20 protein-coding genes are annotated in these 26,376 nt (G+C 44.4%); 8 read left to right on the forward strand and 12 right to left on the reverse strand.

The window, feature by feature from the left end; translation table 11 throughout:
• Positions 1–2 precede the first annotated feature (2 nt).
• From DW033_RS12030 to DW033_RS12040, 3 genes are all read right to left on the reverse strand, one after another.
• Complete coding sequence (locus tag DW033_RS12030) at positions 3–2,522, reverse strand: DNA translocase FtsK (RefSeq protein WP_121961076.1); 2,520 nt, start codon at positions 2,520–2,522, stop codon at positions 3–5.
• 156 nt (positions 2,523–2,678) lie between these two features.
• A complete protein-coding gene (locus DW033_RS12035) occupies positions 2,679–4,199 on the reverse strand; it encodes a 4Fe-4S binding protein (RefSeq protein ID WP_048927717.1) in 1,521 nt (506 codons plus the stop codon).
• Positions 4,200–4,220: 21 nt separating this feature from the next.
• A complete protein-coding gene (locus tag DW033_RS12040; RefSeq protein WP_009017539.1) occupies positions 4,221–5,606 on the reverse strand; it encodes an aldo/keto reductase in 1,386 nt (461 codons plus the stop codon).
• Positions 5,607–5,817: 211 nt separating this feature from the next.
• Between DW033_RS12040 and DW033_RS12045 the strand changes: the two genes are divergently transcribed.
• Genes DW033_RS12045 through DW033_RS12055 form a run of 3 tightly spaced genes read left to right on the forward strand, consistent with a single transcriptional unit; the run spans position 5,818 to position 8,129 of the window.
• Positions 5,818–6,366 (forward strand): DUF5063 domain-containing protein, encoded by a 549-nt coding sequence (locus DW033_RS12045; RefSeq protein WP_005865156.1) that lies wholly within the window; start codon positions 5,818–5,820, stop codon positions 6,364–6,366.
• A complete protein-coding gene (locus tag DW033_RS12050) occupies positions 6,363–6,944 on the forward strand; it encodes a 3'-5' exonuclease (RefSeq protein ID WP_005855416.1) in 582 nt (193 codons plus the stop codon). Before DW033_RS12045 ends, DW033_RS12050 begins: the two co-directional genes overlap by 4 nt.
• Positions 6,945–8,129, forward strand: coding sequence for a class I SAM-dependent rRNA methyltransferase (locus DW033_RS12055; RefSeq protein WP_005865154.1), 1,185 nt, complete (start codon positions 6,945–6,947; stop codon positions 8,127–8,129).
• Between the two features lie 41 nt (positions 8,130–8,170).
• On the opposite strand, the gene DW033_RS12060 is transcribed toward DW033_RS12055, so the two are convergent.
• The 4 genes from DW033_RS12060 to DW033_RS12075 form a co-directional block, all read right to left on the reverse strand.
• Positions 8,171–8,551, reverse strand: coding sequence for a DUF86 domain-containing protein (locus DW033_RS12060; RefSeq protein WP_005865152.1), 381 nt, complete (start codon positions 8,549–8,551; stop codon positions 8,171–8,173).
• Positions 8,544–8,837, reverse strand: a complete 294-nt coding sequence (locus tag DW033_RS12065; protein WP_048927716.1) for a nucleotidyltransferase family protein — start codon at positions 8,835–8,837, stop codon at positions 8,544–8,546. Before DW033_RS12065 ends, DW033_RS12060 begins: the two co-directional genes overlap by 8 nt.
• A gap of 89 nt (positions 8,838–8,926) precedes the next feature.
• Positions 8,927–10,552 (reverse strand): RagB/SusD family nutrient uptake outer membrane protein, encoded by a 1,626-nt coding sequence (locus DW033_RS12070; protein ID WP_005865148.1) that lies wholly within the window; start codon positions 10,550–10,552, stop codon positions 8,927–8,929.
• 12 nt (positions 10,553–10,564) lie between these two features.
• Positions 10,565–13,342, reverse strand: a complete 2,778-nt coding sequence (locus tag DW033_RS12075) for a SusC/RagA family TonB-linked outer membrane protein (protein ID WP_048927714.1) — start codon at positions 13,340–13,342, stop codon at positions 10,565–10,567.
• Between the two features lie 272 nt (positions 13,343–13,614).
• Here DW033_RS12075 and mdh point away from each other — a divergent pair, with 272 nt between their 5' ends.
• Positions 13,615–14,556, forward strand: a complete 942-nt coding sequence (gene mdh / locus DW033_RS12080; RefSeq protein ID WP_048927713.1) for a malate dehydrogenase — start codon at positions 13,615–13,617, stop codon at positions 14,554–14,556.
• 270 nt (positions 14,557–14,826) lie between these two features.
• On the opposite strand, the gene DW033_RS12085 is transcribed toward mdh, so the two are convergent.
• From DW033_RS12085 to DW033_RS12105, 5 genes are all read right to left on the reverse strand, one after another.
• Complete coding sequence (locus tag DW033_RS12085) at positions 14,827–15,288, reverse strand: hypothetical protein (RefSeq protein ID WP_022193087.1); 462 nt, start codon at positions 15,286–15,288, stop codon at positions 14,827–14,829.
• 184 nt (positions 15,289–15,472) lie between these two features.
• A complete protein-coding gene (lpxA, locus tag DW033_RS12090) occupies positions 15,473–16,240 on the reverse strand; it encodes an acyl-ACP--UDP-N-acetylglucosamine O-acyltransferase (protein WP_022193086.1) in 768 nt (255 codons plus the stop codon).
• Positions 16,241–16,263: 23 nt separating this feature from the next.
• On the reverse strand, positions 16,264–17,655 hold the full coding sequence (locus tag DW033_RS12095; RefSeq protein WP_005865140.1) for a TolC family protein: 1,392 nt from the start codon (positions 17,653–17,655) through the stop codon (positions 16,264–16,266).
• Between the two features lie 3 nt (positions 17,656–17,658).
• A complete protein-coding gene (locus tag DW033_RS12100) occupies positions 17,659–20,880 on the reverse strand; it encodes an efflux RND transporter permease subunit (RefSeq protein ID WP_048927712.1) in 3,222 nt (1,073 codons plus the stop codon).
• Between the two features lie 53 nt (positions 20,881–20,933).
• On the reverse strand, positions 20,934–22,145 hold the full coding sequence (locus DW033_RS12105) for an efflux RND transporter periplasmic adaptor subunit (RefSeq protein ID WP_008771622.1): 1,212 nt from the start codon (positions 22,143–22,145) through the stop codon (positions 20,934–20,936).
• A gap of 300 nt (positions 22,146–22,445) precedes the next feature.
• Here DW033_RS12105 and DW033_RS12110 point away from each other — a divergent pair, with 300 nt between their 5' ends.
• From DW033_RS12110 to uxuA, 4 genes are all read left to right on the forward strand, one after another.
• Positions 22,446–23,072: a hypothetical protein gene (locus DW033_RS12110; protein WP_008780866.1), complete on the forward strand. Its 627-nt coding sequence runs from the start codon at positions 22,446–22,448 to the stop codon at positions 23,070–23,072.
• Positions 23,073–23,106: 34 nt separating this feature from the next.
• Positions 23,107–24,168 (forward strand): LacI family DNA-binding transcriptional regulator, encoded by a 1,062-nt coding sequence (locus tag DW033_RS12115; protein WP_122382773.1) that lies wholly within the window; start codon positions 23,107–23,109, stop codon positions 24,166–24,168.
• On the forward strand, positions 24,168–24,980 hold the full coding sequence (locus tag DW033_RS12120) for an SDR family oxidoreductase (protein WP_005855387.1): 813 nt from the start codon (positions 24,168–24,170) through the stop codon (positions 24,978–24,980). The genes DW033_RS12115 and DW033_RS12120 overlap by 1 nt, the downstream gene beginning before the upstream one ends.
• An 82-nt stretch (positions 24,981–25,062) precedes the next feature.
• Positions 25,063–26,241 (forward strand): mannonate dehydratase, encoded by a 1,179-nt coding sequence (gene uxuA, locus DW033_RS12125; protein ID WP_048927710.1) that lies wholly within the window; start codon positions 25,063–25,065, stop codon positions 26,239–26,241.
• The last annotated feature ends 135 nt before the right edge of the window (positions 26,242–26,376 follow it).

A 26,376-nucleotide genomic window follows, 5' to 3' on the forward strand; every position in this document is an offset into this window, starting at 1 on the left:
ATTTATTTCAAAGCATTTAATACTTGCTCCAACGAATACTCATCTTGCACCAATACTTGACGGGCCTTACTTCCCTCAAACGGGCCAACAATACCGGCAGCCTCCAATTGATCCATCAAACGTCCGGCACGATTATAACCGATAGCGAATTTACGCTGGATCAAAGAAGTAGAACCTTGTTGCTGAATCACGATCAAGCGAGCCGCCTCGTCAAATAAGGGGTCTCGATCTGATAAATCGACAGCTCCCGAAGTCGATGCCTCTCCCCCTTCCGGTACATAGTCCGGAAGCAGATAAGCGGTTTGGAAGCCAGCCTGCTCACCGATATAATCCACGATATCCTCCACCTCGGGCGTATCTACGAAAGCGCACTGCACACGAACCGGCTCTTGTCCCGCCACGACAATCAACATATCGCCCCGTCCGATCAAACGGTTAGCGCCCGGAGCATCCAGAATCGTACGTGAATCGATCATAGAAGCAACCTTAAAGGCAATACGGCTCGGAAAGTTACTCTTGATCGTACCGGTAATCACCTTTGTATCCGGGCGTTGCGTAGCCAAGATCATATGGATACCTACCGCACGGGCCTTCGCCGCAATACGAGAGATAGGCAACTCGATCTCACGTCCGGCCACTGCGATCAAGTCGGCAAACTCATCCACTACCGCCACGATATAGGGTAAGAAGCGATGTCCCTTCTGCGGGTTCAACCGCCGTTCGATAAACTTAGCGTTGTATTCCTTTATATTACGAACATTCGCGTTCACCAGTAAACGGTACCGGTCTTCCATCTCGATCACCAACGAGTTCAATGTAGCGACAGCGTCAGCTGGCTCCGTAACGATCGGCTTCTCCGCATTCGGAAGTTTCGCCAGATAATGACGTTCTATCTTGGAATAGATACTAAACTCAACCATTTTCGGGTCTACCATCACGAATTTCAACTCCGATGGATGCTTCTTATATAATAAGGAAGTGATGATCGCATTTAGACCGACAGACTTACCTTGTCCCGTAGCACCGGCTACCAATAGATGCGGTGTCTTACAAAGATCGAACATGAACACCTCGTTCGTAATCGTCTTACCCATCGCCACAGGCAACTCATACTTACCCTCAATGAATCGGCGTGAAGCGATAACAGATTGCATCGATACCGTCTGAGGATTCTTATTCGGCACCTCGATACCGATCGTTCCTTTTCCGGGCATCGGGGCGATAATACGGATCTGCAAAGCGGATAAACTCAAGGCGATATCATCCTCCAAGTTCTTGATCTTAGAAATACGGACACCCGCCTCGGGTACAATCTCATAAAGCGTAACCGTAGGTCCGACTGTCGCTTTGATCGAAGCGATCTTTATATTGAAATCTTCCAAGGCTTGCTTGATCAAGCGTTGGTTTTCCGCCAATTCGTCCCGATTGATCTCCATGCTCCCACTATCATACGCTTTCAGCAAGTCCAAGGTAGGGAATACATAACGGGAAAGATCCAAACGGGGATCATACGTACCCAAGGCCGAGGCATCGTAGGTCTCATCATTACCGGCGGCAACTTCCACCGTAAATCCGGCATCCTCCTCATCCTCTGACTCCGGGGTATTTATCTCATCTGTTTTTTCGTTTATCGGATCGTCGTCACCTTGAGCGATCGTAACTACTAAATCATCAGCAACAGCGACCTCTTCGTTCTTATATTCCGGTACTGTTTTACGGTTTTCTTTCCCTTCGGCTTTCAACAATTCAGCCTCCGTATCGAACTCCTCATACTCATCCATTTCCGGTTGTTCATCCGGTTGCTCTACGACAGGCTTAGAGCGAGGAATTACATTATCCTCCTTTTCCGTCTGATCGACATCTACCTCGCCTTCACGTTTCAAACGATCTTTCACCCAACCTAAAGAAAATACGCGCTGTAAGAACGGGATTGTCTTCTTACTGGTAAAAATAGCGATGATTAAGAATGAGCCTAATAAAAGCAAGATCGTACCGGGGATTCCGATATTGGTAATAAACATCTCCGAGATGTAATATCCGTGTTGACCGCCTAGATAAATAAACGTATCCTCATATCCCTTGATAAATATAAAAGCAAAAAACACAGATCCCCAGATCAACGCCGAAGCGCTAAACAAAAAACGCCTCAACAAGGATACTTTATTTAAGTTCATGAGTTTCGCCCCAACCGATCCCAAGAAAAAGAGGATCATAAAAGAAGAGATACCGAACCAACGATTCATCAACAGATCAGACAAATACGCCCCGCGTACACCCGTCCAATTCTCTACCGATCCTCGATTGATCAATAAATCACCTAAAGGAACATTCTCTATTTTGCTTTGATCGGCAGCTCCTGTAAAGAAAAACGAAATCAAGGCAAGCCCTACATAAATGGTTAGTATAGAGATAATCAAACCTGTAATGAAACGGGTCCGTTCATTTGTAAAAAAAGTCTTCAAGGCTGCGAACCAGCTCGGCTCTGTATGATTTTGCTTCGTTGTTGTTGTCTTCTTTGCCATAAATAGTTTCTCAATAATTCTTTTATAACACGCAAATGTACATAGAAAAATCGAGTCTGACGAACCTTTGAAAAAAAGACGTACGTGTTTTCTGAAAAACATGTACATGTTTTCGCGGAAACACGTACATGTTTTTAGGGATAGATTTTAACGGCATTAAATAGATCTGTGCATCTCATGCCCTTCCACATAGATCGCACTTTGAGGACGAGACGGACAAAGATGCTCGCAAGCACCACAACCAATACAAGTTTCCGTATTGATCACCGGGATCTTTAACGACTTTGGATCTGCCGGATCTTTCGCCACCATCTGGATCGATTTTGTCGGGCAATGGCGTTCACAATTACCACAACTCATACCGTCCGTATTGACAATACAAAGATCTCTTACCCATACGGCATGACCGATCTGTATAGCAGATTTATCTTCTTTCGTAATAGGTTTGATCGCTCCCGTCGGGCAAACCTCCGAACATTTCACACATTCCGGACGGCAATACCCTCTATCGAATGCCATCTTCGGCTGCATCAGTTTCATCAGATCCGTAGACGGGCGCAGGACATGATTCTCGCAGACAGATACACAAAGCTGACACCCCGTGCAATGTTGCGCCAGATTCCCGATACTCAAAGCTCCGGAAGGAACCAATGGTGCCAAACGATTCGGCTCTTTACGTTCTTTAATCGGCGCAAAGCCTCCGTCTTTCTTCATCTCCACATAATCCTCCAGTTTTTTCTGCTGAGCATGCAAAACGGAAGACATGGCTACCAATGCCGTAGCCGACAAGGCTCGACGGCGGGAAACATCCGTAGTGTCCTTCGTTAAGGATTCTTTTACCGAAGTAGCTTTATCAGCCTTGCGTGCCCTCGTATACAAAATCGCGCCTTGACGGCAATTATCCAAACAGTCCATACAAGTCACGCAACGGCTATAATCGATCGCATGATTCTTAGAGTCGATGCAAGAAGCCTTGCATTTACGTGCGCATAATCCGCAACCATTACATTTATCGGTATCAATACGAGGTTTAAGTAAAGCATACTTCGACAAAAAACCGAGAACCGTACCTACCGGACAGATCGTATTACAATATGTACGTCCATTTCTCCAAGCTAAAATCGCCAATATGACAAAGCTCAGAATAGCGATTCCCATCGTAGCCAGACTACGCACCCATACGTCCACCGAATAGAAAGCGTAACTATCCATACGTTCCGCAAAATAGGCCAATAGATTGTTGCCCTCTTGATAGATTGGCGCAAATAAATTAGAAGCGATACGCCCATAAGCGCTATAAGGCGAAATCAACGCTACCAAGGAACCGACACCAGCAATACAAGCCACTATAAAAACAACCAAGGTACCATAACGTACCCACTTCAATGCGGGAGAATAGGAAAAGCGGTATTTCTTCCGTTTACTAGCAAACCACGAAATAATATCTTGCAATACCCCTAAAGGGCAGATAACGGAGCAATATACACGCCCCAATAAAAGAGTCAAGATTACCAACCCTACCACAACACCGACATTCAAAGCCAACAACGCAGGCCAAAACTGTATCTTTGCCAACCATCCGAACCAAGCGTGAATCGTACCCGTGAAATCAAGAAATAACAGGGTTATCAGCACAAAGCAAAAGGTGGCGGCGAATATTCTTATTTTTCGTAACATAATTTTCCGTTTGTTTAAAGGTTAACCATTCACTTTCAACTCTTCCACGAATTTATCGATACGCTGCATCTCTTTGGGGATATCGATACCCTGCGGACAATGAGGATTACATTGCTCACACCCTGTACAATGGTTCGCTTGACGCAACTTTGGGACACTCCGGTCATAACCGACTAAGAAGGCACGACGAGCTTTTGCGTAATTTTCGTCTTGCACGCTTTTCGGAACATTTCCTTCGTTCACACATTTATTATAATGTAAAAGAATGCCCGGAATATCCAACGCATATGGACAAGGCATACAATATTTGCAATCATTGCAAGGTATTGTCGGATATTTCATCATAAGCTGGGCCGTCTCTTCCAAAAAGTCTTTCTCCTCGTCCGTTACCGGAATAAGCGGGGAATAAGTACGGATATTATCTTGCAAATGCTCCATATACGTCATGCCGCTTAACACCGTCAAGACCCCATCCGGAGAGCCGGCGAAACGAAAAGCCCATGAAGCCACGCTATTCTCAGGCCGTTGCTGTTTCAAACGAGCAACGATATGATCCGGAACATTCGATAAGCGACCTCCTAATAGCGGTTCCATGATAACCGCCGGAATACCTCGCTTCTCTAATTCGCCATACAGATAATCAGCGTTTACGTTACGCCCCGAGGCATGTTTCCAGTCCAGATAATTCAGCTGGATCTGAACGAAATCCCATTTCACGCCCATATCCAACACATAATCAAACACTTTTACATCCCCATGAAAAGACCAACCTAGGTTACGGATACGTCCCGCTTCCCGTTCTTTCACCAAGAAATCAAGCATTCCATTATTTATATAGCGGTCATTGAAAAGCTCGATACCATTCCCCCCACCGATAGAGTGAAGCAAATAATAATCCAGATAATCGGTTTGCAAATCACGGAACGACTGCCGATACATCGCCAACGAGTTTTCTCTCGTATAGTTCTGGAAGTTTGACAGTTTAGTGGCCAAATAATAGGAGTTCCTAGGATGGCGTGCCAATGCGATACCGGTCGCTTTCTCGGACATACCTTGTACATAAACAGGAGAAGTATCAAAGTAATTCACCCCATGTTCTATCGCATAATCCACTAAACGATTCACGGCTTCTTGATCAATCTGGTCTTTACCGTCCGATCCTTGTTTCAAGGGCCAACGCATACAACCATATCCTAAAATAGAAACCTTATCGCCATTCGTAGGATGTTGGCGATAGGTCATTTTATCGGTAGGAACCTCACCTAACGCCACAGCCGCCCCCGGCTCATTCTTGGGAGCGCAACCGTAAAGCGCCGCCGAAGAGGCGACAGCCCCACCCCCAAATACCTTCAAGAATTTACGGCGATTCATCTCTTGAGGGTTCTCATTCTTTCCACATGAACTCATAACTCGATCGGTTTTTTTATCCTAATTAGTATATCCAACATTAGTCTATCATTAACATTCCTTCTATTAATTGCACAAAAATAATAAAACAGGAAATATATAGGAGAGCAATCCCCGACTAAAAAGAATATTCGGGACTTTATCACGAAAAAAACGGATTTTTGTTGTATTTTTGCGAATTGTTATCAAGAATGATTAGACGAACAGGCACATGGAAAAAGAAGAAAATCCGATATACGAGCGCAACACGCTAGAATTTGTTACGGTAGCACTGGAATATTGTACCTTTGTTGAGACCGCCGGAAATACCGGGCTTTTCGACTTCGTAGATAAGGCGACAAAACTTTTGCCTCTTTTATACTTAAAGGCCAGCCTGTTGCCCGAAGTGGAATCTGAAGAGGAAACCGAACTCGAGCTTTCCGTTTCAGAAGACATGTACGAGTCGGTTCGTTCACGGATAGCCGGTTTGCTTGGCGAACGAGATTCCTATCTGGAAACATTTCATGCGGATATGCGGTATAGCGATACTCCTATCGCAGCGTTTATTTCCGAGAACTTGGCTGATGTCTATCAAGATACAGGAAATTTCGTATCTTTATTCCGTCAAGGAAACGAGGAAGTTATGCAAGAGGCTATCGCTTTGTGCCGCACGAACTTCCAAGAATACTGGGGACAGCAATTATTGAATGCCTTGAAAGCGTTGCACGCTGTGCGTTACAGTGGTGATGAGGATTTGGAAAAGAATGAAGAGGAAGAATGATACAACAATTTATACATACAATTGCTAAAGAGGAAATAGCGAAACTTACCGTAGAGGAATTCAAGGGACGTATCATTACGATCCTTAGTAAAGAGGAGGCAGACAAGGCCGTAGAGTACTTGCTGCGTTTTCCGATCGTTGGTTTTGACACGGAGACCCGTCCCAGCTTTAAGAAGGGACAGCGTTACAAGATCTCATTGATGCAGATATCAACGGATGATACTTGTTTCTTGTTCCGCTTGAATCATATCGGTATACCGGAATCTCTGGAGAAATTCCTAAAAAGCAGTTCGACCTTAAAGATCGGGTTATCTTTACGGGATGATTTCGGGGCGATACGGAAGCGTTCGGATATAGAACCCGCTAATTTCCTTGATTTACAGAATTACGTAGGCCAGTTCGGCATCGAGGATGCCAGCCTGCAAAAGATATATGCGATACTTTTCCAAAAAAAGATATCAAAAGGACAACGCCTCACGAATTGGGAGGCGGATGTATTGACAGACTCACAAAAGAAATATGCGGCCCTCGATGCTTGGGCCTGCCTAAGAATATATAATTTATTGAATCAAGCATAAATGGAGTATTGTAAAGTTTTTCTCAAGCCTAAGAAAGAAGAATCGCTATTGCGTTTCCATCCATGGGTATTTTCCGGAGCGATCCAATCTGTTGAAGGCGATCCGGAAGAGGGTGACTTGGTAGAGGTATACGGAGCGAACCAGCGTTTTTTGGCGATCGGCCATTACCAAATCGGCAGTATCGCCGTACGTGTGTTATCTTTCACCCCAATCGCCATCGACGATGCTTTTTGGGTTGAACGTATCCGTATCGCTTACGAACTCAGAAAGACCTTGCGGCTGGCTGGGGTAGAAAATAATAATACGTTCCGCCTGATTCACGGCGAAGGCGATAACTTACCGGGATTGGTGATCGATATGTATGCGCATACGGCGGTTATGCAAGCACATTCGGTAGGAATGCATTATGCCCGTCATCAGATCGCGGAGGCTTTGAAAGCGGTATTGGGCGATACTTTACAAAACATCTACTATAAATCGGAAGCGACTTTACCTTATAAAGCGAATTTAGGTAGCGAAGATGGTTACTTATTCGGAGGCGAAGTGGAAGATATCGCTATAGAAAACGGACTGAAATTCTGTGTAGACTGGCAGAAAGGCCAAAAGACAGGTTTCTTCGTGGATCAACGGGAGAATCGCTCTTTGTTGGAGTATTACGCAAAAGATCGCTCCGTATTGAATATGTTCTGTTATACGGGCGGTTTCTCTTTCTATGCGATGAGAGGAGGCGCTAAGGTGGTTCATTCCGTAGATAGTTCGGCGAAAGCGATTTCTTTGACGAAAAAGAATGTCGAGTTGAATTTCCCGGGAGATCCCCGTCATGAGGCATATGCGGAAGACGCGTTTAAGTATTTGGAAAAAATGGGAAGTAATTATGATTTAATCATATTGGACCCTCCTGCGTTCGCTAAACATAAGAATGTACTACGTAACGCCTTACAAGGGTATCGCAAATTAAACGCGATCGCTTTCGAGAAGATCAAGCCGGGAGGAATCTTGTTTACCTTCTCCTGCTCACAGGTTGTCAGCAAGGAAAACTTCCGTTTAGCTGTATTTAGCGCCGCCGCCCAATCCGGCCGTAGCGTTCGTATCTTGCATCAATTAACCCAACCCGCAGACCATCCGGTGAATATCTACCATCCGGAAGGTGAATATTTAAAGGGATTGGTATTGTATATAGAGTAAAATAGATATTAAGGGTGAGAAATTGAATATTATTTTCACCCTTAATTTATTGTCTCTAAATCCATTTTCATTTGCTGAATTATTTTCAAAAGAGAAATTAAGTCTTTATTCACAACCGCAAAGATCTCTTCCTCATCAATACGATGATACTCATGAGCTATAATATCCCTTAATCCCATAATAGCAGTCCAAGGTATATCTGTATATTTTATTAAATAACTATGATTAGTTTTATTATCAATAGTCTTGACACTTTCTCCAATAAAAACCAACTGCATACAGATGCCACTTAAAATGAACATACCATCTTGACTCAAAAGGAAATCATCCGGACAATTTATCTCCCCCGATTTACTCTGTATTAAGAGAATCGAATTTTCTATTCGATCTAACAATGAGCCAATCCGTACCTTATCAAACATAAATCAAATCATTTTCGATATTTTGTCCAAATACACTATCAACAAGTTGTTTGCGAAGACGAATGATATCGACTCTACATCCAAACAAAGACTCTAACTCTTGTTTCATTCGGCTACGTAATAATAGATTAGCTTCCCCTTCGTAAGCAATATCTACGTCACTCTCCTCTGTTTGTTCATTTCGCACGACTGAACCAAAAAGGGCCATACGAACAATGCCATAATCTTTAGCCTTATTTTGAAAATAGCCACGTAGCAATTCTATACACTCTTTTTGCGATCTCATAGACAAACGTTTTACTTTTTACACAAAGAAAAATAAAATCTTCCTATATTCCAAATTATTACATAATTGATAAATACAATCCAAATCTACTAATATCCCGGATTCTGTATCAAATTAGGATTCAAGGAACGGACTTTATCGGGAATTGGGAAAACGGTGGTATAGCCATTCGATTCATGGGGCAATTGAGGGCGATCCGTATAAGGGCGGGTAAACTTTCCAAAACGTACCAAATCCTGCCTCCTCCAGCCTTCCCAAGCCAATTCCAGTTGACGCTCAGCCAAAATATTTTCTAATGTCGCCTTACGAGGTAACATTCCCACACGGAAACGAACGGCATTCAACTCTTCATCCCCATTCTCTCCATTACGAACTTTCGCTTCCGATCTCATTAACAAGACATCCGCATAACGGAATAATACGATATCATTATCCGATAGCTTTCCATCTTTCGTCCCCATCTTATCGATCTCGTATTTCTTCATGCGGGCACCCGCCGTTTTCTCGGCAGGCAACCTAGACAAATCCAACCTAACCTCTAGAGGTAAATATACCAAAGGAGTCCCATTATCTAACCGAATCGTATCACCATTGAGGTCAAACATCGTATCGGCGTAATAATTCTCATAAAACCGGGTATCGACCGAGTCCGTCCCATACGCAAATACCCGAAGGGCCTCTATCGTAGCGCAAGAGCCGTTCTCTCCCCCCAATCCATATGCTTTGGCATGATTATAGTGACGGGAGCGGAAAAGATATTGCATTTGGCTCGTATATAAGTTCTTATCCATCGGAATCGTGAAAATATTCTCTCCGGACGATTCATTAAATACAGAAAAATTATCCGCATAGTTCGGAGATAAGCTATAGTTTAAGTCCGTTATTGAATCACAGTACGCCACAACCGTTTGCCAAGCGTTCAACTTCCTCTCGCCTACCCTAAAATAGATTTCCCGTCCATTCGGACGCAGACCATCCGTCCAGTCGTTATCCGTAAACACTTCTGCGTTTAAGGCCAACTTCGCCAATAAAAAATAAACAACCGGTCTCGTAATCCTTCCATAATAATCGCCGGGCGAATTACTATGCGCCGTACTCAATAACAAAAGGGATTCTTGTAATTCTTTTACAACAAAATCAAAGACCTCTTTCCGGTCACTCTGCCGCACGTCTTTCACCGGAATGGAAGAAGAAACGATAAGAGGGACACGGCCAAACATATCGACTAAATAATAATAATACATCGCACGCAAGGCACGAACCTCCGCCTCATACCGATCTAAATCGTTATAATCCGTTTTTTGCCGCAACTCGCCTAATATCTCTAAAGATTGATTGCTTAATACGATTACTTTATACAGATATTCCCAAGTAGCTTGGATAGCGTCACTATTCGTTCCCCACTTATGCAAGAAGAGACCTTGCCAGAAACCACCGTCATACCAGTCGCCGCCACGAGTCGGGAGCATGGCCTCGTCAGTCGTAAAGGTATTCAAGTCGTAGACACCCCGGTACGTTCCTTGCAATCCTTGGCTATCGCTATAACCTCCGATATAATTATATAAGGAAGCAACCGTATTCAGATAGACATTCTGAGGGGTATCGTACGCATCCTCCGGATAAAGCTGATCACGAGGGTCCTCTTTCAGATAGCCATCGCACGACGATAACATCAAACCCGCAAATATATAGGATAAAATAGAAAGCTTTCTCATACGAACACCTTTTTAAAAATTAAAACTCAACCCCATCGTATAGGAACGAACCACCGGATAAGATCGCTTATCGTCTATACCTAACGTATTATTTACGATAGAGCTATTTATCATCGGAGTCAATCCCGAATAACCTGTAATTGTCGCCAAATTATTTACGGAAACCGAAAGCCGTACGTTTCTTACATATTTCCTTAAATTACCCAGAGGCACGTTCCAACCCAACGTCAAATAATCAAAATTGATATAATCCCCTTTCTCCAACCAATAATCCGTAGCCGTCTGATCTTGAATATTCAGGGATGGAGCTTCTCGCAACACGTTATAATCCGGGAATATATCCATATTCATATAAGTTAGCGATGTTCCATTATAAATCTTATGCCCAAAGGCTCCGTTAATCTGTACTGATAGATCGAATTGTTTATACCGGAAACTGATATTAGAGCCTAAAAGTGTTTTCGGCATGGCTTGTCCCGCAATATAACGATCCTCACCATCCTCCAAACTCACCCCGTTTCCATTCAAGTCCTCAATCTCATACTTATAGCCGCCATTCCCATCGGAAACCAAACCTGTACATTTCGGTAAATAAAAAACACCCAAAGGCTGTCCGACCATTTGATAAACGATATGATTATACCCTCCATGGAAACCAGCCCCATTTAAATCCGAGATGCTAGTATATTCCGGGGCGGACATATATTCCCCTTTATAGTAACCGCTCAAGGAGAGCAATTTATTCCGTTGGAAAGTTACGTTTACGTTTATATTCAATTCCATATCTTTCGTACGCAAGGGCGTGACGCCAATACCCAATTCCACGCCACTATTTCGCATCGATCCCAGATTCGCCAACATTTTATTATAAGCGAAAGGCGGAACGCTTACATCGTATAAATACAACATATCATCCGTCTTGGAATTATAATAATCTACGGCAAGAATAAAACGATTGTCGAAAAACCCGGCATCGATACCGGCATTGAACGTACGTTTTACCTCCCATTTCAAGTCCGGATTCGCATTACGGATCGTACCCAAGGTAACGGTGGGCGCACCATTTACGGAAACAACCCCATTAGGCTTCATCAATCGCAAAGAATTGTAAGAATCGATCGCGTCTTGATTACCGGAAAGGCCATATCCCGAACGAATCTTTAAATTCCTTACCCACGAGACACCTTCCATAAACTCCTCTTCGGTCAACACCCAAGCGACAGAAGCCGAAGGGAAAAAACCCCATTTATTATTGGCCCCCACTTTCGAAGAGGCATCCGCACGGGCATTCACGGTAGCGATATACTTTCCATCATAAATATAATTCACACGTCCAAGGAAAGAAGCCAGATGAGGAGCCTCATAGTAAGAACCGGTCCCCTCCCATAAACGTACCGCACCTGCCTGTAAATTATCATAACCAAAACGATCGGTACTGAAATTCGTCGCAGTCGTATAAAAACCTCTCGTTATCATTTTCTGAGCTTCTGCCAATCCCAATACATTTAGTTGATGCAAACCAAAGTCTTTTTTATAGGCCAACATGAAATCTCCTAATAAAGATTCTGTTTTCCGCTCCCCCCGATAAGCCTGCCCATGCGCCCAAACCGAAGTAGGGAGGTATTGGGCGTTATCTATTACATTATAGGTATACGAACCGAAAGCCGTAAACATTAAATGCTTACTCAAGTTAAAAACCAGTTTTAAGTGCGTATTTATATGAGCATTCGAATCATCATCCTTCACCTCCAACCAAGCCAAAGGATTCGTGATCTGGCTAGCGTTGGTTATTTGATCCCAGCTACCCGTCTCCATATTCTTATGATTCGGAAATGTCGGGTTGAAAGTAGCGGCGGAATAGAACATCTTCTGTACATCATTTAAATAAGCATTTTTTAGCAAGGAACCAAATATGCCTAAATCAAAGACCAGAAGATCATTGAACGCATGCTGCGTAATATTCAACTTGGTCGTAAAATTACGTGAGTTCGTATTTCGGATAACCCCTTCCCTTTCCACAAATCCCAAGGAGGCACGATAACTGGAAGTCTCCGAACCACCCCCAAAAGCGATATGATGATTCTGCACCAACCCCAACCGGGTAATCTCATCCTGAAAGTCCGTATTATTCCCTAAATCTAAAATACCGATATTACGTTCCTCCGCCAGTTTCCGGAAACCATTCGCCGATAACATATCCAAACTTTTATAAGCCGCCTCCACACCGAAACTCCCATCATAACTGATACTAAAAGCTCCCTGCCGCCCTTTCTTTGTCGTTACCTCGATAACACCGGAAGCACCACGAGAACCATATTGAGCAGTCTCCGAGGCATCTTTCAAGATCGTGAAGTTCTCGATATCCGCCGGATAGATCGAGCTAAGCAAATTAAGATCGGCAAAAACCCCATCAATAATCACCAACGGATCATTACCTCCCGTCAAGGAAGTTGTACCCCGGACCCGGACGGCAGCCAAGGCAGCGGCGCTATTTCCTCCAACCGGGATACTAACGCCGGACACCCTTCCCCGAAGAGCGTCCAAGGGTGTAGAGATCAATCCCTCATTCATCCCCCCTTCATTCACCCGGTTTACGGAACCGGATAAAGTACTACGATTGCCCGTAGCATATCCGACAGTGATCAACTCATCTATCAAATTGGAGTCCGACAAGAGAGGCTTGATCGTATCCGGCAGAAGCGGCAGCTCCTGACCGTAGCCGTAAGAGAAAGACAAGGCCCCGCACAGAAACAAAAACAGGACTTTTCGGATATATATAAAAACTTTCATAAGTACGTTGGATTTAAGATTAATAACCCATATAAATAAAACTTCCCTCGGTTTAGTTTTGTTCGCACCCAAGATACAACATTTCCTCAAGATCTTAAAAATAAAAGCGTACCAAGTTGTCAAGAAGCCTCGACAAGGCTTTAGCGATATTTAATAATGTCCCTCAAAAATATATACGGAAATATTTCTTTATTCCGTAATAGATTGTACCTTTGCCATCGTTAAAAAACATAGCGTATTATTAAGTAATAACATACTAAAACTTATTTATTATGTCAAAAGTAACAGTTGTTGGTGCCGGAAATGTAGGCGCTACTTGCGCAAATGTTCTTGCCTTCAATGAAGTGGCAGACGAAGTTGTAATGCTAGACGTAAAGGAAGGCGTATCCGAAGGTAAAGCGATGGATATGATGCAGACCGCTCAATTGCTAGGTTTCGATACTAAGGTTGTAGGTTGCACAAACGATTATGAGAAGACAGCTAACTCTGACGTTGTAGTTATCACTTCTGGTATTCCTCGTAAACCGGGTATGACTCGCGAAGAACTGATCGGTGTTAACGCTGGTATCGTTAAGAGCGTAGCTCAAAACATCTTGAAATACTCTCCGAACGCAATCTTGGTAGTTATCTCTAACCCGATGGATACAATGACTTATTTGTCATTGAAGTCTTTAGGCTTGCCGAAGAACCGTATCATCGGTATGGGTGGTGCTTTGGATAGCTCTCGTTTCAAATATTTCTTATCTCAGGCTCTAGGCTGTAACGCTAACGAGGTTGAGGGTATGGTAATCGGTGGTCACGGTGACACTACAATGATTCCGTTGGCTCGCTTGGCTACTTACAAAGGTATCCCTGTTAGCCAATTGTTAAGCGCAGAGAAATTGCAAGAGGTTGTTGCTTCCACAATGGTTGGTGGCGCTACATTAACTAAATTGTTAGGTACTTCTGCTTGGTATGCACCGGGTGCTGCTGGAGCATTTGTTGTTGAGTCTATCATTCACAACCAAGGTAAGATGGTTCCTTGCTCTGTTTACTTGGAAGGTGAGTACGGTGAATCTGATCTTTGCATCGGTGTTCCTGTTATCCTTGGCAAGAACGGTATCGAGAAGATCGTTGAGTTGGAATTGACAGCTGAAGAGAAAGAGTTGTTCGCTAAGAGCGCTGCCGCTGTTCATAAGACTAACGAGGCTTTGAAAGAAGTGGGTGCACTTTAATTTGAATTTCTATTAAAGCGATAAAAGAGGCTGATCCTTCGGGGTTGGCCTCTTTCTTTTTATGTGGATACGGACAGTTACGACGGAACGAAGATAATATTCGTATTTTTCAATCTTTGAAGATACATACGTATCTCCATTGATTTATTTCAAAAGATCACGGTAAAGCATTTATGACAAAAGTACAGTTTTTGTTTGAATATGAAAAGCCTTCACTAGTTCAATACGAGCTTCACTAAGTTTATTCGTTTCATCCCAAACCGGTAATCACTACTTCAACTTTCCAGCCTCATTCAATACTTTCAGGAAGTTGCTCCAAGCTTTCTCTATCTTTTGCATGTTTTCGTCCCTTTCCTCTTGGTTACTTACCTCATTTTGTAGAACATCTACAACAGGATATCCATCATATAAATAATATCTCTGATAATCCCCTAATAAGACTGGGGCATTATAGATAACGGAACTTATCGAAGAGATACTGCCTACCGTGAAGTGACCGTTTCCAGCTATCCGGAATTCAACCTTCTCATTGCCTAGCACGTCTTGCTTGATAGAAATATTCTTCTCGAAAACGATTTCTTTTGTAACTGAATTAAAAGATTTGATATCATCCGGGACTTTGATCACTTGTCCGGTAGTAGCCGTATCAAAATTTTCCTCATCATTATCGCAAGCGCAATAACCGATGAGAAATACAGACATGATAAGATATAATAAAAATGACTTTTTCATATTAAACCTCCTTTATTGGATTTCATTGCGTGTTGTCTTATTAGTAAGACACTTAAAAAGAGACAAATGCTGCACGTTTACCATTATTTAACAAACATTATTAACCAAACCGTCCTTCCATTATATAAAAAAAGCCGGAGGAAATGATTTCCTTCGGCTTTTACCTATCGTTTGTTATTGGTATTTATTTGACAATACCTAATTTAGACTCACCAACGAAATCTATAATATGTTGGATCTCCTTACTCATCGGAACCTGATCCTTGATCATTAACAAGGCATCCGTAAGGCTGCTGTTTCCTTGGAAGATGATCCGGTACGCATGACTGATGTGCTTGATAACCTTTTCACTGAATCCCTCATGAGACATGATGAAAGAGTTCACGCCATAATACGTGGTAGGCTCCTTTGCCGCTACGATAAAAGGAGGGATATCCTTACGGAAACGACAGCCGGTTTGAATCATCGCCCAAGCCCCAACCCGGGATCCTTGGCTCATCAACACATTGCCTCCGAAGATCACGTAATCTTCCAAGATGCAATTTCCGGAAATCTTACTACCATAGCCGAATACACTACGATTTCCGATCCGCGTATCATGAGAAACATGTACCCCCTCATGCAAGAAATTACCATTACCGATACTAGTACGTCCTTCCGCTGTCGAGGAACGGTTAATCACCACATTCTCACGAATCACGTTGTCATCTCCGATTACGGCGATCGTATCACCTCCCTTATAAAAGAAATCCTGAGGCTCAGCAGCGATAACAGCTCCGTTAAATACACGGTTGCGATTTCCCATGCGTGTACCGCTCATCAAGCTGGCATGAGGCATGATCTCGCAATCATCCCCGATCTCCACGTTCTTATCAATGTACGCAAAAGGATGAATCGTAACGTTCTTCCCGATCTTTGCGCTTGAATCTACATATGCTAATGGACTAATCATAACTTTACTACATTTAAAGGTTATTATTCTCTACCACCACCGATGGCACTGTATAAACTGACAACCGCTTGCATACGTTGCACATTGTCGGATACTTCCGTCAACTGAGCGCTCAAGAGGCTCTGCTGTGCGGAAAGGATTTCCAAATAAGTAGATTGAGCCGACTGGAACAAGGCGCTGGTATAAGCCACCGCTTTCTCTAGCTGCTCGATCTGCGCTCTATCTTGGACAAGCTTCTTGCTCGTGGCATCATACTGATGTAAAGCATCACTCACCTCCTTACCTGCTTCCAGAATTGTCTGCTGATAATTCATTTGAGCGATCTTCTCTTCTGCCTTCGATACCTTCAAGTTAGCGACCAACTTACCATTGTTGAAGATCGGTTGGGCCAACGAAGCCAAAGCTTGAAACATAAATTGGCCCGGATTGGCGACAGAGATGCCTGAACCATTCGTCCAGCCCGCTGTCGCCGTGATATTCAATCCCGGATAAAAAGCGGCACGGGCTTTGTTCGTCGTATAATAGGCACTAGCAAGTGTCATCTCCGCGATCTTCACGTCCGGACGATTCTCTAACAATTGCAAAGGCACACCCACCATGATATCCTCCGGCATTACTTGTTCCTCCAAAGTACCCCGATCAATCTGTTGAGGGGCCTTAGCCAATAACACGGACAATGAGTTTTCCACGCTACGCACCTGGCTCTCCAACTCGATCAACGAGCCGGAAACCTGATGGTAAGCGGCACGCATTTGCGTCACGGCAGCCTCGGTAGCCATACCCGCTATCTTCATAGCCTCCATGACACGAACATTCTCTTTATAGATATCAACCGTCTTAGCGGTAATTTCCACCTGCCGATCAAGCATCAACAAGGTATAATAAGTATTCGCTATACCACCGATCAATTGAGAGCGCACGGCCTGTCTTGAATACTGGCTCTGTAAGTAGGAGGCTTTTTGGCCACGGCTCGCGTTCAAGAGCTTTCCGAATAGGTCAACCTCCCAGCTAGCGGCCAAAGGCGTTGAGTAAGCCTTTACGTATTCGCTATTTCCAATCGATGTAATCGTCCCTTGGGGAGCGAAATTAATAGAAGGCAAGAAAGACAGACGGGCGGAAGTCAACAATACTTTCGCTTCCTCTACCCGAAGAACGGCTGCCTGCATATCTACATTATTAGCTAATCCCTCCTCAATTAACGCCTGTAACTTCGGATCACGAAAAACTTCCTTCCAAGGAAGGTTTCCCATATTGGTCGTATCCGCGGAGGCTAATGTATCAGTCTCGGAAACCGGATCACGATAAATTCCCGTCGCATCGATGGAATCCGGACGCTCGTATGCCTTATAGATATGGCAACTGCTTAACAAAGCAGTCGCACATACCATATATATAATTTGTTTCTTCATTGTCATCTCTTATTTTATTTTAGCGTACTGTTCTATTTCCGTACTCATATCGCTGTTATCCAAATCTTCCCATTCGATCGGCTTGAATTTCTCCTGTAAGTACTGGAATACCACGAACAAAACCGGAACAATAAAGATCTGGAAGATCATACCGATGAACATACCGCCGATAGCCGCTGTACCCAATGTACGGTTACCGTGCGCTCCTACTCCGAACGCGAACATCATAGGCAACAATCCGACCACCATCGCCAATGAGGTCATCAAGATCGGACGCAAACGGGCGGCGGCTCCTAATACGGCAGCCCATGTGATACTCATACCCATACGACGACGTTCCAAAGCGAACTCTACGATCAAGATAGCGTTCTTCGCCAACAAACCTACCAACATGATCAAGGCGATCTGCATATAGATATTGTTAGACATGGTTCCTACGATCATCTTCAACGCCGGGATATTTCCCAAAGCGGCCCAACCTTGGACGAACAAAAAGCTACCCATCAAACCGAACGGCACGGAGAGCAATACGGACAAAGGAAGGATGTAACTCTCATACTGCGCGCTCAACAGCAAGTAAACGAATACGAAACACAACAAGAAGATCAAAGCCGTCGTACTGCCACTCGTACTTGCCTCCTCACGTGCCATACCACCTAACTCATAGTCGAAACCTGCCGGAAGCGTTGTCTTAGCCACCTCGTCAATCGCTTTCAACGCCTGACCACTGGTATAACCATCCGCCGGGGCAACCATGACCTTGATGGCGGTATACATATTGAAACGGCTGATGATATCCGGGCCATATACCTTCTTCATCGTAATGAACTGGGAAATCGGAGCCATATCGTTACCGCTCTTTACCTTGATGTTCTTCATGGACTCCATATTCTTACGCAAATCGGGATCCGCTTGCACCATTACACGGTACATCTTACCGAAACGGTTGAAGTTAGAGGCATATAAACCACCATAATATCCCTGCAAGGTAGACAAGATGTCCTTCGGACTGATACCGGCTTTCTTACAAGCGGCAGCGTCGATATCGATCTCGTATTGCGGGAAGTTCGGGTTAAACGTAGTTTGAGCGGACTTGATCTCCGGACGTGCCGTCAAAGCGGCCATATATTCCTTGGAGATATCAAAGAAACGATCCAAATTACCTCCGGTCTTATCCTGCATATTCAACTCAATATCACTGGACGCTGAGTAACCGGGGATCATAGGAGGCGTAAAGAACAATACCTGAGCGTCCTTTACGATCTTTTGGGCACGCATGAACAAGCTACCATATACGATATCGGAATTTTGCATCATAGAACGCTCCTCCCAATCTTTCAGCTTGATGATGAATGAACCGTAAGAAGGTCCCTGACCACCGATGAAACTAAAACCGACAACCGCCGTACGAGACTCAACGGCCGGATCGGCAGCGATCAAGCTATCCACCTTATTCATTACCTCAAAGGTACGCTCCTGGGAAGTTCCCGGGGGTAACGTAACAGCACCCATAATCGTACCCGTGTCCTCGTTCGGCACCATGCCTGTAGGAGTAACCTGCATCAAGAACACCAATAACGCAATACATGCGGCAACAATACCGAATGAAAGCCATTTTTTCTGAATGAAGAATACGATACTTTTCTTGTATTTAGCCAACAAAGAATCATAAGCCGCATTAAACGAAGTATGGAATCGGGAAACGAAGGTCGTTTTCTTTTCCTTATGTTCCGTATCGTGTGGTTTCAGGAATATCGCACACAAGGCGGGACTCAATGTCAAGGCGTTCAAAGCGGACAAACCGATAGCGATCGCCATCGTCAGACCGAACTGGCGATAGAACGTACCGGCCGTACCTCCCATGAAACTTACGGGAATAAACACGGACATCATGACCAACGTAATGGAGACGATAGCGCCACCCAACTCACTCATGGCATCGATAGAAGCGAGTTTCGCCGACTTGTACCCTTGGTCCAACTTGGCATGGACACCCTCGACGACGACGATCGCATCATCGACCACAATAGCGATGGCAAGCACCATAGCACAAAGAGTCAACAAGTTGATACTAAATCCGATCAAGGATAACATAAAGAAGGTACCGATCAAGGCAACCGGGATAGCGATAGCCGGAATCAACGTAGAACGCAAATCCTGCAAGAACACATATACCACGATAAACACCAATACGAACGCCTCCAACAAAGTCTTGATTACCTCATGGATAGAAGCGAACAAGAAGTCATTGGCATTCATGGAAATATTCACCTTCATTCCGGGAGGCATTGTCAACTGAGTTTCCTCCAGCAAGGTTTCAATGTTACTAATTGTTTCCGTAGCGTTGGTTCCCGGCATCTGGTAAACGATACAGGTAACGGCGTCGTGACCATTTACACGGTTGATAAAGTTGTAAGTCAAACGCCCCAACTCGATATCGGCGATATCTTTCAAACGCAAGACCTCACCATCCGGCAAAGCCTTTACAACAATCTGCTCAAACTCATTAGCCTCTTGCAAACGTCCTTTATAGCGGATCGTATATTGGAAAGACTGATTTCCTTGTTCGCCGAACGAACCCGGAGCGGCCTCTACGTTCTGTTCAGACAAGGCAACGGTTACGTCGCTCGGACTTAATTTATATTGGGCCATCACATCCGGCTTCAACCAAATACGCATGGAGTAGTCCGTACCCAACACGTTGGCATCACCGACACCCGGCACACGCTGGACTTCCGGGATCAAGTTAATCTTTGCGTAATTCTCAAGAAACTCTGAGTCATAACGATCATCTTCCGCGTATACGGAGAAAACCAACAACATTGAGTTCTGACGTTTCTGGGTCGTCACACCAATCTGCGTTACCTCGGCAGGCAACAAACCTTGTGCCATAGATACACGGTTCTGCACATTGACAGCCGCCATATCCGGGTCCGTTCCTTGCTTAAAATAAATGGAGATATCCGCAGAACCATTATTAGAGGCATTGGAACTCATATACATCATGTTCTCAACACCATTGATCTGGTCTTCCAAAGGCGCGATCACACTATTCAATACCGTTTGCGCATTGGCACCCGTATAAGTTGCCCTTACCGAAACGGTTGGAGGGGCGATATCCGGATATTGGGTAACCGGCAAGGAAATCAAGCCTAGGAAACCCAAGATGACAATCAAGATGGAAATCACCGTGGAGAGCACCGGGCGGTTTATAAATCTATCTAATTTCATATCTTTCGTTTTTACTCGACAAAAGCGAATATTTGTCTTATTCTATATACCTATTAATTAAAAGCAGTCTGCAAATTACCGTCATGCTGGTCTTTCAAGGCCTGATCGTACTTTGCCTTTTGCTGCTCACGAGTAATCGGCTGGATTTCCTGGCCGTCTTTCAAGATCTGTACGCCTTCCACGACAATCTTATCACCGGACTTCAAGCCTCCCGTCACTAAATAATTTTTGCCATCATTCAAATTGGAAACCTTGATCTCGGTATTCTTCACGGTATTATCAGGCTGCAATACAAATACGAATTTCTTATCCTGGATCTCCACGGTAGCCGATTGAGGGATCGTAATGATATCGTTCATCGTATATGGGAAGATAATATTACCAGTACCACCGCTTCGTAAGACATTTCCCTCGTTAGAGAAAATAGCACGCATGCTTACAGAACCGGTAGATTGATCGATAACACCGCTCACGGCATCAATCTTACCCTCATGATGGTACGTAGAGCCATCCGCCAATTGCAGTCTTACGGCCGGCATCTTCTCTAATTGCTCTTTCAAGGTACCACCGGCTTTCGTCAATGCCAATAGCTCCTTTTCCGTCATAGAGAAATACACATACATATCACCGATCTCAGATACGGTAGTCAGCGGTTGAGCGATCGAAGCGCTTACCAAGCTACCTACACGATACGGGAATGTACCGACAACACCGTTCGAGGGACTTGTAACCGTACAGAAAGACAAGTTCTGGTTAGCGCTAACCAATTGAGCCTCCGCCTGCGCCAAGCTCGCTTTTGCCGACATCAGCTGGTTCACGGCAGTCTGATACTCGAAATCACTGATGATTTTCTGATCAAACAAAGTTTTCTTATTCTTCTCGGTCAATGTTAAAGTGCTTACGTTTGCCTTCGCCATCTCTACCGCGGCCTTAGCCTGACCTACCGCGGCAGCGTACTGCGTAGGATCAATTTGGAACAACGCCTGTCCTTTACGAACCGTAGCTCCCTCATCCACACATAATTTCACGATAAATCCAGAAACTTGAGGACGGACTTCGATATCCTGCGTACCTTTGATGGTAGCCGGATAGGATGTTGTTTGGTCGCTAGTCGTTGAATTGACCGCCATCACAGCGAACTCAGCATCCCCTAATTTCATACCACTCTGACTGTTTCCACAGGCAGTTAATAAAGACATACCAACCGCAAACAATGCGATCTGCCTTAACTGAGTAATCGTAATTTTCAGCATTCGTTTATCCATATTTGTATATAATTATATATTCAAGGCTGTTTTTCAGTTACCTTCTCTTTCTAACCCAAGTGGAGATCTTTTACATCTATTCACACAATAGGGTCTTTACTCGTCGTTTCATCCTACAAATGTAGAAACTTTTTACACGATTTCTGTTTCCTACTTATCTTTTTCACCTAAATTAATAGCACTTAAAAGGAAGCGCCTGTTGAAATACATCTCTTTTGGTTTCAAACGAAAATAAAATTGTTTTTTTCAACAATATATTTTACATTTGTGTCCACACACAATAAACAAATATTATATATTATGGAGCCTAAATTTATAATATCAGAAGTATTCAGTACCGCATGGAAGGGAACGAAGTCGCAGCTATGGATATTAGCCGGATTATTAATCGGATATTGTATCTTGTCTTTCACGCTGACAGCGTTCGCGATGCCCATGCAAAGTTCTATTATCGGTAAAATCATCGTAAACGTGATCAGCGCGTTATTCTCCATTATTTTCTCCTTAGGATATATGAAAAATATATTTCAGGCGTTGGATGGGGAAGAACCTCAGTTTTCCGCATATGGACAACAGACAAAGAATATCATCACCTACTTTCTAGCGAGTCTTATCACGGGATTTGTCGTATTGGCGGGTTTCTTATTTTTTATCATCCCCGGTATTTATCTGGCATTGCGCCTTCAGTTCTTCCAAGCCTTTATTATCGAGGAAAACGCCGGGATTATCGAGTCTTTGCATAAAAGCTGGGAGATAACGAAAGGACAAGTATTGCCTCTGTTCATTCTGGCGTTGGTTATGATCGGGATCTTGATATTAGGATGTATTTTGTTCGGTATCGGAATTTTCGTCGCCGTTCCTCTTATCTATATGATGTATGGCTACGTTTTCCGTAAATTGAACACTCCTCTTCAAATACTCGAATAAGCAGAGAGGACGAATACACACTACAATCTATACCATGAATAAAAATTACAGGATAAAAGATATCGCCGAATTATCCGGCGTATCAACCGGTACGGTAGACCGCATTTTACATGAGCGGGGAAAGGTATCGGAGGACGCACGGAAAAAGGTGGAGAAAGTCTTAAAAGAAATTGACTATCAACCAAATTTGATAGCCCGTTCTTTAGCGTTGAAGAAAAAATATCATTTCATCGCTTTGATCCCTTCTTTCCATGAAGGGGAATACTGGGCGAAACTAAGCCAAGGGATCGAGAAAGCGGAACGGGAATTGTTTAGCTATAATATAGATGTCGAGCAAATCTATTTTGACCAATACGATAGCAACAGTTTCGACGAATTAATCCCGAAGATTGAGACCGCGGATTGCCAAGGGGTTATCATCGCTACATTATTCAAGCAAAGTGTCTTGACCTTGACCCAGCGGCTAGACCAGAAAGGTATTCCTTATATATTAATCGATTCTTTTATCGACCACACGAATTGTATCTCTTACTACGGAACGCATTCATATGATTCGGGGTATATAGCGGGACGCCTTTTATTCGAGCAAATCCGTGAAGAGGACGATCTAGTGATTTTCCGTTTCACCCGTAAGGGGGATTCATGTTCTACGCAAGTGCAGAAGCGAGAGGAAGGATTCCGGGATTATCTCGCCAATACCTCATTCAAGGGAAAGATTCATTTGCTGCATGTGCACGCGGATGACCGAGAAGAGAATACGAGACTACTGAATACTTTCTTCGACAAATATCCTCAAGTAAGAATCGGTATCATCTTTAATTCGAGGGCCCATTTCCTTGGAGATTATCTAAGTAGCGAACGGCCGGACTATCCTTTCAAGCTTCTTGGCTACGATGTGATAGAACCGAATGTCCGTTATCTGGAAAACGGCTTGATCACGCATTTGATCGCCCAGCGACCGGAGGTACAAGGATATCATTGTATCAAGGCACTTTTCAGGTATTTGATCCTTAAGGAGAAAATTGAGCCTGTCAATTATATGCCGATCGATATCTTGGTAAAGGAAAATATACAATACTACAATAATTATATCTGATGAACTCCTTATTTAGCGTAAAAGAGAAAGTGATTTTGTTGACCGGAGGCTATGGTATATTAGGAGCCTGCATGGCCAAACACTTGGCGAGAGAAGGCGCGTATGTCGTAATCCTCGGACGAAACGAGCAAAAAGGATCTGCCTTGGTCAATGAGATTAAAGCGGAAGGGGGCGAGGCCTTATTCTTGGTTTCAAACGTACTGGATAAAGCCTTGCTGGAGCAAAACAAGCAAGAGATATTGAAAGCATATGGGAAGATTGATGTTTTAGTCAATTTGGCGGGTGGCAACCAAGCCGGAGCGACGATTCCTCCCGACAAGACGATCTTTGATCTGGATATCGATGCTTTCCGGACGGTCGTGGACCTGAACTTATTCGGGACCGTACTGCCGACAATGGTCTTCGCCGAGGTCATGGTGGGGCAAGGGAAAGGAAGCATTATTAATATCTCGTCCGAATCGTCCCTACGCCCATTGACTCGTGTGGTTGGCTATGGATGTGCGAAAGCCGCTATCAACAATTTCACGCAATACATGGCCGGGGAGCTGGCGATTAAATTCGGAGAGGGCCTGCGAGTGAACGCCATGGCACCGGGATTCTTCCTTACCGAGCAGAACCGGGCATTGATGAGCAATCCGGATGGATCACCTAGTGATCGTTGCAACACGATCGTCGCGCACACGCCGTTCCGCCGCTTAGGAAAACCGGAGGAGTTACTCGGTACTTTACAATGGCTGGCGAGCGACGCCTCCGCATTCGTAACCGGTACCGTGATCCCCATAGACGGAGGTTTCGACGCTTTCTCCATCTAAATAATGTGCCAATGTGCCAACCAGCCATGCATCAAACCGCATTGGTATATTGGCACATTGATAAATTTAAAAATTATTCATTATGTATCTATGTGAGCAAACTTGGCGTTGGTACGGACCGAATGATCCTGTCAGCCTTTGGGACATCCGTCAGGCGGGTGCCACCGGTATCGTAAATGCGTTGCACCATATCCCGAACGGGGAAGTTTGGACTACGGAAGAGATTCAAAAGCGGAAAGCCTTGATCGAATCCGCCGGATTACGGTGGAGTGTGGTTGAGAGTGTGCCCGTACACGAGCATATCAAGACGCAAACCGGGGATTTTCAAACCTATATAGAGAACTACAAACAAAGCATCCGTAATCTGGGAGCTTGCGATATCCGGGTAGTTACTTACAACTTCATGCCGGTATTGGACTGGACTCGTACCGATTTGGCTTATACGATGCCGGATGGTTCCAAAGCCTTGCGCTTTGAACATGCGGCTTTTATGGCGTTCGACTTATTTATATTGAAACGACCGGCGGCGGAAGTCGAATATACGGAGGCGGACAAGGCGAAAGCCAAGGCACGCTATGACGCTATGAGCGAGGAAGACCGCCAGCTGTTGGTTCGCAATATGATCGCCGGACTACCCGGCTCGGAAGAGACTTTTACGATCGAGCAGTTCAGGGAAGCGTTAGACCGTTATAAAGATATCGACGCGGAGAGACTTCGCTCGAACCTGATCTATTTCTTACGGGAAATGGCTCCCGTGGCGGACGAGGCCGGTGTCAAGCTCGTTATCCATCCGGATGATCCCCCCTATTCCATTCTCGGGCTTCCCCGTATCTTGAGCACGGAAGATGATTTCCGGAAGTTAATAGAGGCCGTGCCGAATCCTAGCAACGGGCTTTGCCTATGCACAGGTTCTTTCGGTGTCAGAAGTGATAACGACTTGGCCGGGATCATGGAACGTTACGGGGATCGGATCGATTTCGTTCATTTCCGCAGCACGCAACGAGACTCGGAGGGTAATTTCTTCGAGGCGAACCATCTGGAGGGCGATGTGGATATGTACGGTGTCATGAAAGCCTTACTGGAATTGCAGCAACGCCGCCAATGCTCCATCGCCATGCGACCGGATCATGGACATCAAATGATAGACGACCTAAAGAAGAAAACCAACCCGGGCTACTCCTGCATCGGACGTTTACGGGGTCTGGCCGAGCTACGGGGATTGGAGATGGGTATCGCCTTATCCCTGTTCAAAGGACATTAAAAAGACAGCGTCTTACAGTTAGCACAGTACTGTGTACGAAGTACCGCAGTACTGTGGCTAAAGTACTACAGTACTCTGTACGAAGTATTGCGGTACTCAGCACGTAAGTACTGGAATACTTCGTACAGAGTACTG

The organism is Parabacteroides sp. AF39-10AC, from assembly GCF_003635405.1.
Lineage (GTDB): Bacteria > Bacteroidota > Bacteroidia > Bacteroidales > Tannerellaceae > Parabacteroides > Parabacteroides distasonis.